Here is a 17,158-nt window from a genome sequence, read left to right on the forward strand (position 1 = left end):
CGAACGTTCTCACCGCACGGCTAAAAGAACTCGAGAGCGCGGGCGTAGTCCGGCGCCGGTTGCTGCCCCGTCCGGCGGGGTCGGTCATCTATGAGCTGACCGAATACGGCGCGGAACTAGAGGATGTCGTGGTGCTGCTCGGGCGATGGGGCGCAAAACTTCTCAGTGAGCCGCGCGCGGGTGAGATAATCACCGTCGACTCCATGGTTATGGCCATGCGCTCCACGTTCCACGGCGAGGCCTCACGCGGTCTCCATGCAAGCTTTGAGATGCATTTAGGGGACATCGTCATCCATGTGCGCGTCGACGACGGTAAGGTCGAGGTCGCAGCCGGACCGGCGCCAGCGCCGGATTTGGTCATCGAAGCCGGGCCCGGAATCAAATGCTTGATGTCCGGCGAAATCAGCGCCGCCGAAGCGATCGCTAACGGAACAGTTCGCGTCACCGGCGATCCGCAATTGCTGACAAGATTCGCCGAGATGTTCCGCATCGAACCCATGCCCGAGAGCATTCCGGTTCTCAACTAATCAATCCACACGCGCTAGACCACCGCGCGTGCGCCGCGATATACTCGCCCGTGAAAGAGTATCCATGCGCGACATCATTCTGCCGGAAGTCAAACCCGCTCTCGAATGGGTTCGGGACCGGGTCGTTCAAAAGGTGAGCCCGCGGCGAAAGCATGCGCTCGCGCAAACTCGATTTGCCATTGCTTTGGAATTTTGGGCGCGCGCCGGACGCCGTGGAACTGTCGGCACCGAGTGGGAATTCCGGATTCAGCCGGCGGGCGAACCGCGCCGGCCGCTGGTCCCGGACGTCGCGTTCATCTCCTTTGACCGTCTGCCGTACGACGACGAAGCGGCCGCCGACATCCCGAACGTGGCACCCGACGTCGTCGTCGAGGTTCGTTCGCAAAGCGATCGCCAGGCCGACATCGACGAAAAAGTCCGGGTGTATCTCGCGTGCGGCACGTCGGCGATCTTTCTCGTCGACACCGACGCGCAAAGCGAGATGATTAGCGACGCGGCAAGCGATCGGCTCGTCTCAAGGCATGCGCTGCTGACACACGCCTCGATGCCGGGATTTTCATTGCTCGCAAGTGAGCTGTTCGACCGCATCAAGCCGAAAGCGTAGCTGCGCCGCGGACTACGCTTTTTCCGGCGTCTCCATTTCGATGACGGTGATCACGACAACGCAGATCGTCTTACCCTCCTTTGGCGCGTGCTCCACGACCGCAGCCGGCTCGTCCTGATCGAGCGTGGAGATCGACGGAATGAGCGGTGCGCGGTGCCGCGACGTCGATTCGTTCATAGCTCGCTCCGCGCCGCAGCGCCGCTACAGGCTCACCGTGACCTTGACGTGGACCGTCTGGCCATTCTCGTCCGTGACATTGATCGTGCACGCCCCAACCGCCAGCGCGGATACCGAAAAGGCGTTGGTTGTGTTCTGAACCGGGGTCACCGTGGCAATGGTCACGTCACTGCTTTGCGCGGTGAAGAACGTGCTGCCGGATTCACTCGCGGTGATCGTCTGCGTCTGGGTCGGCCCGGTGGTCTGCATCGTCAAACTGGAGGGAGTCATGATCAACTGAGGTGTGGGTGTCGGTTTTGGGATGCCGACAAGGCCGGCCAGCGCTCCAGCGCTGCAGCCCGAGGCCAGCATCGACGCCGCCAAGAGCGAGAGAAACGCGATCTTCATATGTCAACCTTTCTGCGGGTAAGTCCCCGTCTACAACTATCCTAGCGTCCACGACGTCACGGTTCTATCCGGGAAACCACGCAACGCCATCATCCGTGAAGCGTCCGCGCGACAGCGAATCAATTACAGACAGGCCGCGGGTCGCCAATGCGGAAGCCAAGACGTCCGGGAACCGGTTTCGGAGTCTTGCGATGATCTCGTCGCCAATCACGTGTCGCCGGTTCGTTGGCCGGCACGAACAGCTCGAGTTGCTTAAAGTCCAATGGCGTGCAAGCCGCGCCGGGCGCGGCTCGACCGTGCTCGTAGCCGGCGATGCCGGCCTCGGAAAATCAAGGCTGGTCAGAGAGTTCTGCGGATCCATCGTCGCAGACCGCAGCCTTATCGCATTCGGCGAGTGTCTTGAATATGCGCGCGGTCCGTTCGCGCCGTTCGTCGACGCTTTGCGCACGCTCACAGCGTCACAACCAGAAGCGCTGCGCGATTCGTTGGCGGTGCGGCGGATTCTCGCGCCGCTTTTCCCCGAATTTGTCACGCCGGACGCGCCGCCGCTCGAGGTGAACAGGCGCCAGCAATTCGACGCATACGTCGAAGCGCTGCAGCGGCTGCTCGGGCCGGCGGGCGCCGTCATCGTCATTGAAGATATACACTGGGCGGACGAAGGGACGCTTGGTCTGATTCAACACCTCGTCGGCGCCGCACCCGAGTTGCCGCTGCTCCTGATCGTCACCCATCGCTCCGACGAGTTGAACAGAAATCATCGACTCGTTCCCGTGATCGCGAAGATCGCCCGGAAGCCGGCAGTTTTTCAAACGCGGATAGAACGGCTCGACGACGAGGAGATGGACGAGTGGCTCGGCGAGATAGCAAAGGACCATCCGCGTTTGTCGCGCGACGCCCTGCAACGGGCGCGGCAACTCGCCGAAGGCAATCCGCTCTTCGCCGAGGAGTTGATTACGCACGCCGTCGGCGGCGCTGCAGCCGAGTTGCCCCTCACCTTGCGCGAAGCGGTGTTGGAGCGCTTGAGGCCGCTGCCAAGAGATGCCCGGCTCGTGCTTGTCGTCGCGGCGGTGGTCGGTGAGCGCTTCGAGCCGGAAATCGTCGCCGAAGCATCGCGCCGCCCGGTGGACGATATTCTCGAGGTCTTGCGGCGTGCCCGCGACTTAGGTCTCGTCGTTCAAGACGCCGGCAACGATCGGCTTCGGTTCAAGCACGCGCTGATGCGCGAGATATTCTACCGCGAATTGCTCGCACCGGAAGCAAGGACACTGCATGCGCGCATCGCCAAGGCGCTGGAGCGCCGGCCAGATGCCGCAAGCCGTCCGGTCGAGCTCGCGCATCACTTTTGGGAAGCGCGCGACCAAGCCGGCGCGGCCCGCTACAGCGAGGCCGCCGGCGACGCCGCGCAGCGCGCCGGCGCTTACGAGGACGGAGCGGGATTCTACGAACGAGCACTCGAGTTCGAGCACGGGGCGAGCGCCGATCAAGCCCGCTTGTACGAAAAGCTTGGCGCTTCGCTCGATAACTCAGGCCTCGCCGAACGCGCCGCGCGCGCATTCGACCAAGCCATCGCGCATTACCGCGCGGTTGGGATGACGGAAAAAGTCGCCGTGACGCTCAACGGTCTCGGACGCCAGCAGGCGATGCTCGGCGATCTGGATGCCGCGACGGCGACCAGCGAATCCGCACTTGAGATGCTCCGCGACCTACCGGAAAGTCCGGCGCGTGTCCGCATCCTCTACGGCTTTGGACTTACGTGCGGGCTTCGCGAAGAGTGGCCGCGGGCGATAGGCTACCTTGACGAAGCGTTGGTCTTAGTCGACGCTGCCGAACCACGACTACGCGCCAGTCTGCTCGCGCAACGCGGCATCGGCCTCGCGTTGACGGGCAATCTCGTACTCGCCCAAGAGGCCGCCATGACCGCGCTTGCTGCGGCGTACGAAACCGGCGAAGATTCTGCGATCGTCAACGCATTGCTCTGCTCGGGGATCATCAACGATGAAGCGGGCAACCTGCCGAAGGCCATCGAGATGTACGACCGCACGGCGGCACGTGCGGCCGAATCGCTGCTGTCCGTGCAAGGAGCGATCGCCTTCATCAATCTCGGATTCGCGTTGTTCCTCGTGGGTGACTTGACGAGGGCGGCGCAAGCTGTATCGAAAGCGCACGCTGCAAGCCGGCGGCTCGAACTGCCGATCATCCGTCTTTTGACCGAGCATCTGAACATTCTCCTGGCTCTGCGCAGCGGCGAGTCCGTGCTGGCCGACTACGCCGCCGACGAGGGCGCCGTCGAAACCGCCATGCAGATAGGACAGCCGTATTCGATCGCGTCCGGCGGCGTGTTCGCGGACTACTTCGGCCGCTTGGGTAGGTCTGACGAGGCGCGCGCCGTTTTTTCGCGCGCTCTCGACACGCTTCGCGCGCCCACGCGTGCGATCTATCTCTTGGTGTATGCGGCGCAATTCGCATCGGCCGTGGATATTGAACGTCTACGCGTTGCGGTCGCGCCGTGGGCCGCGGCACAGATCACTTCGCGCGGGCGGGCTTACTTAGCGTATCTCGACGCCAATCGTGCCGAGCGCGACGGCGACCGCGGCGCGGCGATGCGGCATGCGCTCGAGGCGTCCAGATTATTCGCCGAGATCGAACACCCGTATCCGCAAGCGCTGGCCCTCGAACTCGCCGGCGAATTGCCCGCTGCGCTTGAGATCTACCGCCGGATCGGCGCGTCGCGCGATGCGCGCCGGCTCGATACGGTGCTGGCGCCGAAGGGTCGGCGCGACCGGCGCGCCTCCGGATTGAGCGAGCGGGAACGAGAAGTCGCGCGTCTTGTGGCGCAAGGCAAATCCAATAAGGTTATCGCGGCCGCGCTTTCGATCAGCGGACGCACGGTGGAGAATCACATCACATCGGCGTTGAAGAAACTCGGCGCGTCATCGCGCACGGAGCTTGCGGCGCGCCTCACGCGTGATCACGAATCCAATAGCCGCTAGTTGCCTTCTGGTGCTGCGGGTCGAAATTTGGATCGTCCGCAAAGCACGTCGGACAGACCGCACGCACGCTCTTGAGCACGGTGTAGTCGTACAGGGGAAGACCAGGTGCCGATATGGTCATGGCGCCGCCTTTCGCACGGCCGGGTTCACGATGCGCCGGCCCGTCCCTCCGGCATGACATCGCCCCGAGCCGTTGAACTCTACGCCGAACGCATGCATCCAAACACGCGGCCGGCCCGTAGGAGAGAGTATGGAACACGCAACATTTGGCGCCGGATGCTTTTGGGGTGTTGAATCCGCGTTTCGCGAGATTCCCGGTGTCACCGACGTGGCTGTCGGCTTCATGGGCGGGCGCACCGTCAACCCCACCTATCGCGAGGTGTGTGAGGGCAACACGAGCCACGCGGAAGTCGCGCAAGTCACCTTCGACCCGGCCAAAGTCTCGTACTCGAAACTGCTCGACGCGTTTTGGCAAATGCACGACCCCACGACGTTGAACCGTCAGGGACCTGACGTGGGCTCGCAATACCGCTCGGTGATCTTCACCCACTCGCCCGAACAAGCGGCGCAGGCCACGGCGTCACGCGATGCGCTTGCCGCCGCAGGCAGGGCGGGCCGCAAGATCGTGACGCAAATAGTGCCTGCAACAGAATTCTATCGCGCCGAAGAATATCACCAGCGCTACTTCGAGAAGCAGGGCGTAGGAGCGAGTTGTCACCGGCCCGCATGACCGATTTGTTCTGTGGGGCCGATGTTAATCATCGGCCCCACAGAAGCCCGTGGGCGAGCGATGCTTGCCCTCGTACGGATGCCCTCCTAAAGGTTAGCCGTCGAAGACCGGACCGCTGCGCATAAGCGCGACGAAATCTTCGCTGCGCATGGGTCTGCCATAGTGATAACCCTGCGCGCCCTGACAGCCGCGCGATTTTAGATAAGCGGCCTGCTCGGCCGACTCGACGCCCTCGGCGACGACCTTGACTTCCAGACCGTGGCCCATCGCGATGATCGCATCGACGATGGCGGCATTCACGCGATTCGTGCAGCAATCCATCACGAACGTGCGGTCGATCTTCAACGTGTCGATTGGGAAACGGTGGAGATACGCAAGCGAAGAATAGCCGATCCCGAAATCGTCGACCGAGATCTGCACGCCGAACGACTTGAGTTTCTGCAGCAGCTCGGTCGTCGCGTCTCCGGTCCGCATGGCTACGGTCTCGGTGAGCTCGAGTTCAACATTTCGCGGATCTACGTTCGCTGCGCAGAGCACGGCCGCGATATCATCGACGATGCGCGGCCGCAACTCGCCGCCGGAAACGTTGACGCTCACGCGGAGATGCGGGAATCCGGCTGCGTGCCACGAGTCCAACGCCTCGCACGCGTTGCGTAAAACCCACGTGCCGATGGGCACGATCAGACCAGTCCGTTCCGCGACCGGGATGAAGACGTTCGGCATGACCAGGCCGCGCGCGGGATGATGCCATCGGACGAGGGCTTCCGCACCGTACACGCGCCCGGTCGTGAAGTCGATCTGTGGCTGAAAGTAGAGCTCCAGTTCGTCGCGGGCCACGGCGAGGCGCAGTCCAGTCTCAAGATACAACTGCTCGATCGCTTCGGTCGTCGAGACCGCCCGCCGCACGAAAAATGCATGACAATCGCGGCCTTGCTTCTTCGCCGTATCGCGCGCGCGCGACGCGGCCGTCAACAAGGCCTCGCCCGTTCCGTCGCCAGGACAGAGCGCGACGCCGACGCTCGCGGTCGCGACGAACGTCGATTGTTCGAACGCGAACGGTTCTGCAAACGACAGCACGATTCGCTTGGCCAGAATCGCGGCCGCGTCGCGATCCGCGACCGTCGCAACCACGACGAACTCGTCGCCGCCCAAACGAGTGACGATCTGCGCTTCGGGCGCCGCTAACGTCAACCGTGTGGCCGTCTCGGATAAAACCCGGTCGCCCGCGCGGATGCCGAATCCTTCATTGATGCTGCGCAGACCATCGATGTCGGCGATCATCACTGCGACGAGTGACGGCGTACCCGCGACCGCTTCGCACGCTCGGTTCAAGCGCTCCACGATGTCCGCCGACTCCCCGTCTGCAGTGGCCGGCGCCGATCGCACCGCTTCGGTCACGTTCTGCGCGATCGATCCGACGCCCACTATCTTGCCCGCATAGTCGATGAGCGGAGTGTGATGCCATTCACACACGATGGCGCGGCCGTCGCGGGTCCGATGGCGCTCGGTTATCTTCATCGAGCTCTTGCGAGCCATCACCGCATTACGAAGTTGCGAAGACGATGTGCCGCCGCCGCCCGCCAAAAGGCTATCGTAGGCGTCGGGATGCGTCATCTCGTCAGCGTCGTAACCGAAGAGCGTTCGCGCGGCGACGTTCCACGACACGGCGCGAAACTCCAAATCCCATTCGACGACGGCAAGCGGAGTCGCATGCATATGGAATACGGCTCGCTCTTCGGGCGTCACACCTGCGTGGACCCGCGCTAAGCGCCGCCGGCGTTCCATGCTATAATGAACCGCGATGCCCACGGGCGGAACGCCGGTGGTGGTTCGAAGCCGGCTTTATTGGGCACAACCAGGCTGTTGCGGAACGACGCTGCATAACGGATGGGTGACCGATCCGCTGTGCGTGTTCGGCTGCGGAGCCATCGAGTTTGCGTTACTGCATCCTGCGAGCAAAATGGCGGCACCGGCTAGGGCGGCTAACGTGAACGAGCGGAGCTTTAACATCGTCTGCAGTACCTCAAGGTGAATGGTTCGAGTCCCGATATGCGGGTTCTCCATCAATCTTAAGGCAAAATCGAATGGGACTCCCTAGGGTAATCCCTAGTCGTAAGCAGAGTGCCGCATCGGGCGGGCGTATCACGCCGCCGATGATCGGGCGTGCCGACATTTTGTGGGCGCTGTCACAACGGCGCCCGCCGGCTGCAATTCTCCTCGGCGAGCCAGGCATCGGCAAATCCCGCTTGCTGACGGAAACGCGCCGGCTGGACCATCGCGGCAACACGATCAACGTCGGATGTCACCCGGGCGCAGCGTTATTGCCGATGGACCCGATGCTCGCGCTGGTCCGTGCGTTGCATCGCAGCGGTCGGATTTCGAAGACCGTATGTGACAGCGCCCTCGGTTCGGCCGAGCGCGACCGTTTGTGGTTCGTGCGCGACGCGATCGAAGCTGGTATCGGGGGCCAAGACCTCACCTTTCAAATCGACGACTTGCATTTCGCCGATACGGCGAGCATCGATGCGCTGCGCTATTGCATAGACCGGCTGCAAGATCTGCCGGCCACTTGGCACTTGGCATCGCGTGCGGGCGGCGGCAACATAGAGCGGTTTGCCTCCGACCTCGAACGTCTCGGCCTCGCGACCGTGATACCGGTCGAACCGCTGACGCCGGACGAGATGCGCGAGCTTGCCGCGACGCTTGCCCCATCGCCGCTCGCCGAGGCCGATCTGGGGCGCCTCGTCGATCGCACCGGCGGGAATCCGCTCTACGCCGAACTGCTTCTTTCGGACGGCGACATCGCCGGACGCGAGATCCCGCGCAACCTGCGCACCGAATTGCGCGAGCGGCTCGGCGGTTTGGACGGCCCGGAGAAGATCCTCGCAGGCTGGCTTGCGGTGCATCGCGGTGCGCTGCCGCAAGGTGCGCTCGCTGCGCTCTCGCGACTTTCCCCCGGCCAAGTGCTCGCTGCGCTTTCGTCGCTGACCGACTGCGGCATCATCCTGCGTTCGGCCGAAGGCTATTCGTTTCGGCATGAACTGGTCCGAGATGCTTGTTACGAAATACTCGACGAGTCCGTGCGCGCCGGCTATCATCAGACGTTGGCGGAGCGCAGCGACGACGGATGGCAGAAGGCCGGCCACTTCGACGGCGCCGGCCGGTATAACGAGGCCGCCCTCCTCCTCAACAGGCTCGGTTGGGACCGCTTCGACTCTCACGGTCCGAGCGAAGCGCTCGCCGCGTTCGAGCGCGCGCTCGAACGGCTCGACTCGGACTCCGACGACGCGTGGGAATCGCGCGCGGGTATCGCCGCGGCGCACGCCGCCCACGGTCGAACCGACGAAGCGATTCGTCGCATGCGGGCGTTCGAAGCGCGATCGCAACTCTTGCCGGCCGCGCTGAGGGTTCGCGCGCGTGTGGCGTTTGCCGAGGCGGCGTGGGATCACGTGCAGGACCCGAAGATCGCATTGCCGCCGCTTGAAGCAGCGATGTCCGAGGCCGCGGCAGCCGCGCCGCATCTCTTACCGCGCGTTCTGTATCTCGTCGGTGCCGTGTACGAGCGGCGCGGTGATCTCGAAAAGGCACGCGAGACGCTGGAGCGCGGCCTATCGTGCTGCGACGAACGCACGCACATGCGCGAGGCGATCCGGCTCCGCTCGTGGCTGGCGGTCGTCGTCGGCCGGCTGGGGAACGCGCGCGAGGGGATCGAGATCGCGACGCTTGCTGCGGATCAAGCGGCGATGTATGGCTTGGGCAACGAATATGCGCAGGTCTGCGCGAAGTTGTGTTATCTGTGCGATATGCTCGACGACTCCGCCGGCTACGAACATTGGTGCCGGCGCGGCATCGCCGTAGCAGGCCCGAAGTCGCGGCGCATCGAGACCTTGCTCATGGTCAATCTTGCGTGCGCATGCATAGACCAAGGCCGGCTCACTGAAGGTCTCGGCCTCTGCGTGGCCGCGGTGAAATCGGTCGAACGCGGCAACTCGACCCTGCTTTGTCAAGCGAGGTGCGCGGAAGCCATCACGTACGCCATGCTCGGCGATGCCGCGAGCGCGGAGCACGCCATAGGCGAAGCAGCGGCGCTGGACGTCAACGCGAGTTGGCGCCGGGCGGTTCGTTATACCGAGGGATTTGTGGCGGAGTTCGCCGGCGACTACGCCGTCTCGCTCGAGCGCTACGAAGACGCCGTCGCTGGGTTCGACTCAAACGTCGGACAGGGCGAAGTATACGAATTGCGCGCACTCGCGGGGATCGCACGCACGGCCTCGCTGCTGAATCAGCGCGAGAAGGCCGCCAAGGCATTGGCACGTCTGCGCGATAGCAATCGTCATGGATGGCAAGTCGCACGCGTTCTCCTTGCGGAGGCCGAGGGTTTCTACAAACTACTCGACGGCGACGTCGCGTCGGGCTTGGAAGAATTGCGCGCTGCCATCGACAACGCCGGCACCAATGTGGTGTGGCAGACGTACCTGCGTCTGATCGTGGCCGAGCATTCCCCGCGGCAAGCGCGCGAGCAACTCCTTGAGATCATCGATGCGTTCGATTCACTCGGCGCCCGGTCGCTCGCGGACCGTGCCCGCGGATTGGCGCGCGCGAATGGCTTACGGCCCGGCCGCCGGCGTGAGTCGCACGGTCAGATGACCGATCGCGAAGCCACGATCGCGCTATTGGTCGCGAGCGGCAAAACCAACGCGGAGATCGGCGAACTGCTGCACGTGAGCAGCAAGACCGTCGAGTATCACTTGAGCAATATCATGACGAAATTCGGCTTGCGGTCGCGGGTTGAAATCGCGACGCGCGTCGCTGCCGGTACGTTGTTGGGCCTTGGAGAAGACGCCCGGGCCTGATCGGCGGCTACGTCGGAGTAGGCGACGGCGCGAGCGTCGGCGGCGGCAACGGACGCCGCGTGGCCGCCGGGGTCGGTGTGACACGCACGGGCGGCGGCGGTATCGTCGGAAGGGGCCGTGGTGTCGGAGTCACGCGCGGCGGGACCGGCTGCGGCGTAGCTACCGGGCGCAGCGTCACGCGCGGCAACGGCGAAACGGGTGGCCGCACGGGCGGCAACGGCCGCGCAGAAAAAATCGGAACCGGCAGCGGCAGACGCATCACGGGCAACGGTGCGATCTGGGGCGGGCGCGGCACCACCGGCTGATCGGGGTCCACCGCACCGGACCCGCCGCCGGCGCGGGCCGCGGCTACGACGCCGGTGGCAAAGGCAGGCCGCCGTCTGACGGGCTGCGTGCGCGCAGTGCGCGCTTTCGCGGCGGTCGCAACGAATCGCAGGCCCGAGCCTGCGTGCGCGTGCGCGTTCAACCCGTTCGGGCCGTAATAGTTGACGTTGAAGGCCACCGGCCACAGGTCGAGACCAGGCGGCACGACATACGATCCGGTGTAATAGCCCGGCATTCCGGCGACTTCATTCATCAAAATGGTATTGCCCGTTCCGACAAGCTGCACGAGCGCGTAGCCGCCGGGCAATCCTTGCATGACGAGCGTGATCACGCTGCCGGGTCCATACGTGCCGAACTGCAGCGGCGTCATCGAGAAGATCGGGAAGCCGTTCTGTCCGAATCCGAGCGGGTAGCCACAACACGGACCGGCTGAGTAACCTCCATACGCGTACGACGGCTCGACGAAGAACGACCAGTCGCTCGAAAACGGAATGCCCGCGACGTCGTCGCCGTAGACGCCCACGCGGTGCCAACCCGGCACGAGCGGGTAATACGGCGTGAAATAAAGACTGTTCGCGCTGATGCCGCTGTACGGGGTGACGTCGGTGTTGTCGAGATAGACGCGTAGCGAAGCGGCATCCACCGCGGGTCCACCGTGATCGTCGATCGCCGCCGTGATCGATGGCTGCGCCACGTAGGTGCGTTCGCCCGCTCCCGGCGACGTCGCCACCACGCTCGGCGTGCGGCCGGCGACGGAGACCGTCTCGTCCGACGTCGCGTTTGCGGTCGTGCCGTTCACCGTCAGATGCGCGTAGGCGTGCACGTCGTTCACATTGCGCCCCGCACGCACGACGTAGAATCCCGAATAGGTTCCCGAGGAGATCTCATGCATCGCGGCGCCGGCGATGATGCCGGCCAAGTCGAACGTCGCCCGGCCGCCTTGCGTGCCGACGACGTTCACCTGCAAGACGTCGCCGGACTCCAATAGTTTTTTGCCATGCGTATCGATCGTGAGCGAGCTGATCGCCGCGGCATCGCCCGTGTTCGGAATCCGCGGACCGAAACTTCCGGAGCCGCCGCCGGCGAGATTCACTTCGGCGACGTTGCGCGTGTCGTCGAACGACACGTCCGCGCCGGAAGCTTCGGCGATGAAGCGCAGCGGCACGAGCGTGCGGCCTTGCCGGACGATCGCGGGCTCGTCGAGCCACACGGTGTTGCCGTTGACATCCGCGCGCTGGCTGAACACGCGCAGTTCGATCGTGGTCTTCGGCTGCGCGACGATGACCGTTTTCGTGCGCGCGTCGAAATCGACGTACGCGCCGAGCGCGGTGAACACCGCCCGTATCGGCACGAGCACGCGATGCTGCTCGACAAGCGGAGGCACATCGGACGTCACCGCGTGACCGTTCACGACGACGCGAGCGGCATTCGGCTCAGCGCCGCGCGCCGCCAAGAGCGGCGAGACGGACATGACGAAACAAGCTCCGATGGCTAGCCGACGCCAAAATCCGCGCAAGTGTGACATCCTCCGTCGAATGTAACGTTTTCAACGGCGCGGGCGTTTCGGCCTCGAAATCAGGCCACCGCTAGGCCGTCACGAAAGCGCGCCGTCGCGCAGCCGCTTGCGGTACGCGCCGGGCGACTCGCCGATCATACGCTTGAACGTGCGGTTCATGTGACTTTGATCGGTGAAGCCGGCTTCGAGCGCGACTTCGCTCAGGCTTGTCGACGCATCGATCAGACGGCGGCACACCGCCTGCAGCCGCAATCCGATGACATGATCGCCCACGGTCTGGCCGCGGTAGCGACGAAACGCGCGACAAAGGTGAGAAGGGTGCACGTTCACCGCAGAGGCGAGATCGCGGATCTCTAACCCATCGCGAAAGCCAGTTTGCACCGCGGCATCGACAGCCGCGAGCCACGTGGGCTCACGCTCCTCATCGTGATTGCCCCGCGCCACGTGCGTGCATAGCTCGTAAAGCAGCGATTCCGCGGTCAGCGACGCGGAAGAATCGCGCGTCAGAAATTCATGATAGAGCCGTAGGGCAAGCCATACCGCGTCGCCACCGTGCATCTTGAGAAGGTGTTCCGGCTGCGATCCGAGCGCGTCGATGACGTCGACCCACGACGGAAGCAGCTCGATGAAGAACATCCGGCAGCCGTTTGGCCCGATCGTATCGGTGTGTTCGGTGTGGGCCGCATGATAGACGCAGGTGAACGGTTCGTAGACGATGGTCGTGTCGTGCCAGGTCTCGCTGTACGTGCCCTCGAGCAGGATGCTGAAGTAGGAGGCCTCGTGCGTATGCGTGGGAACCGAACGGCCGACGCGATGGCGGACCTCCGTGAGGACGGCATCGGCGACCCGTAGTGACACGGTTTCGCCGTAGAAGGTCCCCGGTTTGAGAATGGTGCTCATCTCTTCATTCTACTACATGCGGTCTTGTATCGGCATTGCGCGGTCAATCGAACAGCTTGAGACGCGGGTCGTCGTCCGGTGCTTGATCCGGTCCGCGAGGCGCCCCGATCTCCGGCGCTAGTTTGGCGACGTGCAGCATTCCAGCCATCTGCCGAGCGTTCACCGTGGCCTGGCCGTTGGCGTGGTTATTGAAGAAGACGAACGTTTCGTCGGTCTTGTCGACGACCTGCTCGATTCTCGGGAGCCACTCCTCAAGTTCGGCCGCGGAATAAAGGTACGCGTACCGGTCGGCAGGCTTTTCGTGATTCCACCACGTCGCGGCGTTGCGGCCGTGAAACCGGATGTACCCGATGCGAGATGTCGTCTGCGCGTCCGGGCGCAGCAACGACGATTGTGCCGGCTCGTCGACATTGCACCAACCCAAGCCGAGTGCTAGTAAGCGCCGCAACGTCTCCGGCCGCTGCCAGTCGCGATGCCGGAATTCGACGACGATGGCAATGTCCGGCCAAGCCCGCCGCAGCCAGTCGAGGCGCCGGAACGCGTCGGGCGATGGCCTGAAGCCGTTCGGAAACTGGGCGAGCACGGCGGCAAGCTTGCCGGATGCGCGGATCGATTCAAGCGACGCGAGGAACCGCTGCGCTTCGTCCTCATCCGGCGTCGTACCAGCCGGTGAATGAGTCACACCACCCGGCGCCTTCACCGTGAATCGAAATCCGGCAGGCGTGCGCCGGTCCAGCCGCTCGAACATCGACGGCGCCGGAACGGCGTAGTACGTGCTGTCGATCTCGACCGCGTCGAATATCTGCGCGTAGTAGGAGATGTAATCGGTTTGGACGAGCCCGCGCGGATAAAACGGGCCCACCCATTCGCGATACGAAAAACCGCACGTGCCGACGCGGATCATTCTGCTGGATTACGCGGGGCTCTAGCGAAAAACTCCAGAATCGCGCGAATTTTGCGATTCTTTCGTCAGCGGGATCTAACCGCAGCGCCGTCGAGCAGTCCTTGCATTTCGCGAACGTGGGTGACGAAAGCGTCGCGTCCGGCCTTCAACAGCCGAAAACGCGTCTGGGGCTTCCGGTCTACGAATTTCTTCTCTTCGAGCACGTATCCGGCGTCGACCAGCTTTGCGAGGTGCGCCCCGAGGTTTCCGTTGGTGCTCTGCGTGGCGCGCAACAGTTCGTTGAACGACACCCATTCCGCACCGAGCAATTCCGCGATTATCGCGAGACGGACTTTGGACAACAACAGCTCGTCCATGGTGCGTTCAGTCGCGCGCGAGCATGGTCGCGAGTCCGAAGCCGCTATAACCCACCAGCATGCCGGCAGCAAGCACGTAACCTGGTACGTGGGGCATGAAGCTGGCGGCCACCAACGATGCGATAAGGATGACGGCGCCGACCGCCGCGCGACGATTGCCGTGGATCGCGATGTACGCGGTCACGATTGCCGCGGCGATAGTCCACAGCGCGGCCGCGGACCAGCCGCTGAATATGTTGAAGGCGGCGCTCGATGCGACGGCCGTGATGCCGAACACGAGCCACAACACGTTTAAGTATTCGTATTGAGCGCGCGACATTCGCTTGCTGTGACTCGAAAGGCCGCGAACGCGGATGATCGTGTACACGATGGCGAGCGCGAACGCGAGCGCCACGGCCGCGTACCACGCGACGCCGATGCGGCTCTCAGCGCCCAACTGAAAGACGACGTCCAACGATCCCGACGCGATGCCCCAGACTAAAAAGATGTCGCCGCCGACGAAGACGGTCTGGTCGGCTTGGGATAACACCCGGTCGACGATTTCGAGATGTTCGCGGGCTTCGGAGGTCTCCATTATCGTCCCATTTCCCAGATTAGTCTACAAAATAGACTAATCTGTATTATAGCTGGGCCAGGGCGGACCTGTCAAGGCGTTCGGCCAAGTCGGCGCGCATGAGCGTCAAAGCGTATGGCATCAATCACGTCGCGATCGAGGTGACCGATATCGGCAAAGCGGTAGCTTTCTACGAAGATGTGTTCGCGTTGGAGAAAAAGGATGACGGCGAAGGCGACGCGTTCTTTCAGATCGGCGAGCATCAATTCTTAGCGATGTTCGAGGTCGACAAGATGTCCGCCGACAGGACGCGGCACTTCGGGATCATCGTGCGGGATGAGGCCCAGATCGCCGAAGTGCGCGAGAAGATCGTGAAGAAATACGGCTTGAAACTCATCCCCGGGTTTCGTTGCGATTTCCACGATCCATTCGGCAACCGCATCCAAGTCGTCGACCTTCACGATGAATCGCTGGTGTGGATGCTGCCGTATCGAGAAGTCCAAGACGCAGGCATTAGATTCTCCGCGTAGTTCGTATCGCCGGGAGGGCAGACATGGCCGACGTCATCCATCAAGAGATCGATTTCAAGGCGAGCCCAACGCGCATCTACGAAGCGTTGATGGATTCACAACAGCATGCCGATTTCACCGCCAACGGTGCGGCAGACATCAGTCGCGAGCCGGGCGGAACGTTCACATGCCACGGCGGCGCGATTTCCGGCAGAAATATCGAGCTCGTCCCCGGCAAACGCATCGTGCAGGCGTGGCGCGTGGCCAACTGGGATGAGGGGATTTACTCGATCGTCAAGTTCGAATTGAAAGACTATGATGGCGGGACTCGCATCGTTCTCGATCATGCCGGATTTCCGGATGGTGACGCCGAGCATCTCGGAGAGGGCTGGCACGCACGATACTGGGAACCGCTTCGCAAGTACTTGGTCTGATGGATGCGCGCTTAGATGCCCTTGAAGCCGTAGCGGCGCAATATCGCCTGGGCCCGTGCGCTTATTAGAAACGCCACGAATTTCGCCGCAAGGTCCGCATTGGCGCTCCCCTTGATGGCCGCCGCCGGATAGTTCACCGGTTGCTGGTCGTACGTCGGGATGACGATGGTGCGGATCGTGCCTCGCTTTGCGGTAGTGGCGTCGGACACGTAGACGATCCCCGCGTCCACTTCGTTCAATTCCACTTTTTCCAAGACGCCTTCGACGTTGATCTCTTGCGTCGCGATATTCGCGGGGATGTTCATCGCTTTCAGTGCATCCATCGCGTAGTGGCCGCATGGCGCGCTGACCACGCACACCGCCACTTTGACATCGGGCGAAGCCAAGTCCGCAGCGATTTTGACCGGCGACGAGTACGGCGTCACTATCGTGAGCGCATTGTGCGCGAACACGGTCGACGGCCCGGCGAATCCAGCGGATTGGGCGGCGGTCATGTTCTTCGTGTCGGCGCTCGCAAAGACATCGGCTTTGGCGCCTTGCTCTATCTGCGTGACCAACACTTGACTGCCGTCGAAGTCGAACGAAACGGCGACGCCCGGATTTGCCGCTTCAAAAGCGTGGCCGATGGCGGGCATCGCCACGTGCAACGACGCAGCCGCGAAAACCGTCAGCGTCACATTGAGAAGCATCATGACGCGTTGGTTCTGCGCCGGTACCGAGCCGTCCATTGTGCGGAGCGCACAACTATTATCTCGCCCCAACGCTTTGCAGTTGCCGCTGCCCGAGCGGCGAAGTCTTGATGATGGATAAATACTTCAACCTGCGCTTGGCGGCAGTGTGCTTCGTCAGCGCCACACTCTCTGCGTGCTCCGTACAAGCGCAATCCGTACTAGGGCAAGCGAATGTAGAGTTCACACACCTGGGTTACACTTTTAGGGAAATAAGAGAGCCTTCCGGAATGGTGGTTGTGTGGCAACTACCAGAGGAGGGCTCTCATGCATTGTACCACGCATTTTTCACCGGAGAAAGTCCGCGCGCAAGTCGTCGCAGCCGTTAGGTCTGGGCAGAGGCAATCAGCTGTCTCGCGAATCTTCGGCGTTTCACGCCGGATGATCGCTCGCTGGCTCAAGAGATTGAGTATGGAGACGGCGTCGTCGCGGCCCAAGCGTCAACCACGCAAGAGCTCACCGGAGCTCGAAGAACAGGTCCGGCAACTGCGCGAGGTGCACCGGATGGGCCCATGGCAGATAGCACATCGGCTTGGCAAGCCAAAGTCGACGGTCTACAAGATCCTCGTTCGCCTCGGGATCAACAAGCTCGCACCGGTAGAACAGTTGCCGACGGCCGGCCCGCGCTACGAGTACGACAAACCCGGTGGCCTCGTCCACATGGAC

Annotated in this window: 19 protein-coding genes; 8 read left to right on the plus strand and 11 right to left on the minus strand. The window is 63.1% G+C overall.

The window, feature by feature from the left end; translation table 11 throughout:
• Together VII69_03140 and VII69_03145 are read left to right on the plus strand one after the other, a co-directional pair.
• The coding region (locus tag VII69_03140) for a winged helix-turn-helix transcriptional regulator (protein ID HEY5094092.1) at positions 1-527 on the plus strand (527 nt) is incomplete at its 5' end.
• 64 nt (positions 528-591) lie between these two features.
• Positions 592-1,131, plus strand: a complete 540-nt coding sequence (locus VII69_03145; GenBank protein HEY5094093.1) for a Uma2 family endonuclease — start codon at positions 592-594, stop codon at positions 1,129-1,131.
• A 12-nt stretch (positions 1,132-1,143) separates the two neighbouring features.
• Here the strand turns inward: VII69_03145 and VII69_03150 are convergent, their stop codons facing one another.
• Together VII69_03150 and VII69_03155 are read right to left on the minus strand one after the other, a co-directional pair.
• Positions 1,144-1,308: a hypothetical protein gene (locus VII69_03150; protein HEY5094094.1), complete on the minus strand. Its 165-nt coding sequence runs from the start codon at positions 1,306-1,308 to the stop codon at positions 1,144-1,146.
• 24 nt (positions 1,309-1,332) lie between these two features.
• Positions 1,333-1,695, minus strand: a complete 363-nt coding sequence (locus VII69_03155) for an Ig-like domain-containing protein (protein ID HEY5094095.1) — start codon at positions 1,693-1,695, stop codon at positions 1,333-1,335.
• Positions 1,696-1,886: 191 nt separating this feature from the next.
• Between VII69_03155 and VII69_03160 the strand changes: the two genes are divergently transcribed.
• Positions 1,887-4,685, plus strand: coding sequence for an AAA family ATPase (locus VII69_03160; protein ID HEY5094096.1), 2,799 nt, complete (start codon positions 1,887-1,889; stop codon positions 4,683-4,685).
• Here the strand turns inward: VII69_03160 and VII69_03165 are convergent.
• The gene (locus tag VII69_03165; GenBank protein ID HEY5094097.1) at positions 4,654-4,806 is read right to left on the minus strand and encodes a hypothetical protein; all 153 of its coding nucleotides are present in this window, start codon (positions 4,804-4,806) and stop codon (positions 4,654-4,656) included. The genes VII69_03160 and VII69_03165 overlap by 32 nt on opposite strands.
• 129 nt (positions 4,807-4,935) lie before the next feature.
• Between VII69_03165 and msrA the strand changes: the two genes are divergently transcribed.
• On the plus strand, positions 4,936-5,415 hold the full coding sequence (msrA, locus tag VII69_03170; GenBank protein ID HEY5094098.1) for a peptide-methionine (S)-S-oxide reductase MsrA: 480 nt from the start codon (positions 4,936-4,938) through the stop codon (positions 5,413-5,415).
• Positions 5,416-5,508: 93 nt separating this feature from the next.
• On the opposite strand, the gene VII69_03175 is transcribed toward msrA, so the two are convergent.
• Together VII69_03175 and VII69_03180 are read right to left on the minus strand one after the other, a co-directional pair.
• A complete protein-coding gene (locus VII69_03175) occupies positions 5,509-7,131 on the minus strand; it encodes an EAL domain-containing protein (GenBank protein ID HEY5094099.1) in 1,623 nt (540 codons plus the stop codon).
• Between the two features lie 126 nt (positions 7,132-7,257).
• On the minus strand, positions 7,258-7,425 hold the full coding sequence (locus VII69_03180) for a hypothetical protein (GenBank protein ID HEY5094100.1): 168 nt from the start codon (positions 7,423-7,425) through the stop codon (positions 7,258-7,260).
• A gap of 143 nt (positions 7,426-7,568) precedes the next feature.
• Between VII69_03180 and VII69_03185 the strand changes: the two genes are divergently transcribed.
• Positions 7,569-10,268 (plus strand): LuxR C-terminal-related transcriptional regulator, encoded by a 2,700-nt coding sequence (locus VII69_03185; protein HEY5094101.1) that lies wholly within the window; start codon positions 7,569-7,571, stop codon positions 10,266-10,268.
• A 7-nt stretch (positions 10,269-10,275) separates the two neighbouring features.
• Here the strand turns inward: VII69_03185 and VII69_03190 are convergent, their stop codons facing one another.
• The 5 genes from VII69_03190 to VII69_03210 all read right to left on the minus strand — a co-directional run bounded on the left by VII69_03190 (position 10,276) and on the right by VII69_03210 (position 14,842).
• Positions 10,276-12,063 (minus strand): copper amine oxidase N-terminal domain-containing protein, encoded by a 1,788-nt coding sequence (locus VII69_03190; protein HEY5094102.1) that lies wholly within the window; start codon positions 12,061-12,063, stop codon positions 10,276-10,278.
• A gap of 123 nt (positions 12,064-12,186) precedes the next feature.
• A complete protein-coding gene (locus VII69_03195; protein HEY5094103.1) occupies positions 12,187-13,008 on the minus strand; it encodes an AraC family transcriptional regulator in 822 nt (273 codons plus the stop codon).
• Between the two features lie 43 nt (positions 13,009-13,051).
• Positions 13,052-13,912, minus strand: a complete 861-nt coding sequence (locus tag VII69_03200) for a DUF72 domain-containing protein (protein ID HEY5094104.1) — start codon at positions 13,910-13,912, stop codon at positions 13,052-13,054.
• Positions 13,913-13,977: 65 nt separating this feature from the next.
• Positions 13,978-14,268, minus strand: a complete 291-nt coding sequence (locus tag VII69_03205; protein ID HEY5094105.1) for a transcriptional regulator — start codon at positions 14,266-14,268, stop codon at positions 13,978-13,980.
• A 7-nt stretch (positions 14,269-14,275) separates the two neighbouring features.
• On the minus strand, positions 14,276-14,842 hold the full coding sequence (locus tag VII69_03210) for a hypothetical protein (GenBank protein HEY5094106.1): 567 nt from the start codon (positions 14,840-14,842) through the stop codon (positions 14,276-14,278).
• A 98-nt stretch (positions 14,843-14,940) separates the two neighbouring features.
• On the opposite strand from VII69_03210, the gene VII69_03215 reads away from it, so the two are divergent.
• Both VII69_03215 and VII69_03220 read left to right on the plus strand, forming a co-directional pair.
• Complete coding sequence (locus tag VII69_03215) at positions 14,941-15,351, plus strand: VOC family protein (protein ID HEY5094107.1); 411 nt, start codon at positions 14,941-14,943, stop codon at positions 15,349-15,351.
• Between the two features lie 23 nt (positions 15,352-15,374).
• Complete coding sequence (locus VII69_03220; GenBank protein ID HEY5094108.1) at positions 15,375-15,764, plus strand: SRPBCC family protein; 390 nt, start codon at positions 15,375-15,377, stop codon at positions 15,762-15,764.
• Positions 15,765-15,775: 11 nt separating this feature from the next.
• Here the strand turns inward: VII69_03220 and modA are convergent, their stop codons facing one another.
• Positions 15,776-16,456: a molybdate ABC transporter substrate-binding protein gene (gene modA / locus VII69_03225; GenBank protein HEY5094109.1), complete on the minus strand. Its 681-nt coding sequence runs from the start codon at positions 16,454-16,456 to the stop codon at positions 15,776-15,778.
• A gap of 303 nt (positions 16,457-16,759) precedes the next feature.
• Here modA and VII69_03230 point away from each other — a divergent pair.
• A partial coding sequence (locus tag VII69_03230) for a helix-turn-helix domain-containing protein (GenBank protein ID HEY5094110.1) occupies positions 16,760-17,158 on the plus strand: 399 nt, incomplete at its 3' end.

The sequence above is a fragment of the Candidatus Eremiobacteraceae bacterium genome, assembly GCA_036511855.1.
GTDB lineage: Bacteria > Vulcanimicrobiota > Vulcanimicrobiia > Eremiobacterales > Eremiobacteraceae > JABCYQ01.

Excerpts from the sequence above, each read along its gene's own strand:
- VII69_03145 (HEY5094093.1), top strand. The coding sequence starts at position 592 with ATGCGCGACATCATTCTGCCGGAAGTCAAACCCGCTCTCGAATGGGTT.
- VII69_03150 (HEY5094094.1), bottom strand. The coding sequence starts at position 1,308 with ATGAACGAATCGACGTCGCGGCACCGCGCACCGCTCATTCCGTCGATC.
- VII69_03155 (HEY5094095.1), bottom strand. The coding sequence starts at position 1,695 with ATGAAGATCGCGTTTCTCTCGCTCTTGGCGGCGTCGATGCTGGCCTCG.
- VII69_03160 (HEY5094096.1), top strand. The coding sequence starts at position 1,887 with ATGATCTCGTCGCCAATCACGTGTCGCCGGTTCGTTGGCCGGCACGAA.
- VII69_03165 (HEY5094097.1), bottom strand. The coding sequence starts at position 4,806 with ATGACCATATCGGCACCTGGTCTTCCCCTGTACGACTACACCGTGCTC.
- msrA (HEY5094098.1), top strand. The coding sequence starts at position 4,936 with ATGGAACACGCAACATTTGGCGCCGGATGCTTTTGGGGTGTTGAATCC.
- VII69_03175 (HEY5094099.1), bottom strand. The coding sequence starts at position 7,131 with ATGCATGCGACTCCGCTTGCCGTCGTCGAATGGGATTTGGAGTTTCGC.
- VII69_03180 (HEY5094100.1), bottom strand. The coding sequence starts at position 7,425 with ATGTTAAAGCTCCGCTCGTTCACGTTAGCCGCCCTAGCCGGTGCCGCC.
- VII69_03185 (HEY5094101.1), top strand. The coding sequence starts at position 7,569 with ATGATCGGGCGTGCCGACATTTTGTGGGCGCTGTCACAACGGCGCCCG.
- VII69_03190 (HEY5094102.1), bottom strand. The coding sequence starts at position 12,063 with ATGTCCGTCTCGCCGCTCTTGGCGGCGCGCGGCGCTGAGCCGAATGCC.
- VII69_03195 (HEY5094103.1), bottom strand. The coding sequence starts at position 13,008 with ATGAGCACCATTCTCAAACCGGGGACCTTCTACGGCGAAACCGTGTCA.
- VII69_03200 (HEY5094104.1), bottom strand. The coding sequence starts at position 13,912 with ATGATCCGCGTCGGCACGTGCGGTTTTTCGTATCGCGAATGGGTGGGC.
- VII69_03205 (HEY5094105.1), bottom strand. The coding sequence starts at position 14,268 with ATGGACGAGCTGTTGTTGTCCAAAGTCCGTCTCGCGATAATCGCGGAA.
- VII69_03210 (HEY5094106.1), bottom strand. The coding sequence starts at position 14,842 with ATGGAGACCTCCGAAGCCCGCGAACATCTCGAAATCGTCGACCGGGTG.
- VII69_03215 (HEY5094107.1), top strand. The coding sequence starts at position 14,941 with ATGAGCGTCAAAGCGTATGGCATCAATCACGTCGCGATCGAGGTGACC.
- VII69_03220 (HEY5094108.1), top strand. The coding sequence starts at position 15,375 with ATGGCCGACGTCATCCATCAAGAGATCGATTTCAAGGCGAGCCCAACG.
- modA (HEY5094109.1), bottom strand. The coding sequence starts at position 16,456 with ATGATGCTTCTCAATGTGACGCTGACGGTTTTCGCGGCTGCGTCGTTG.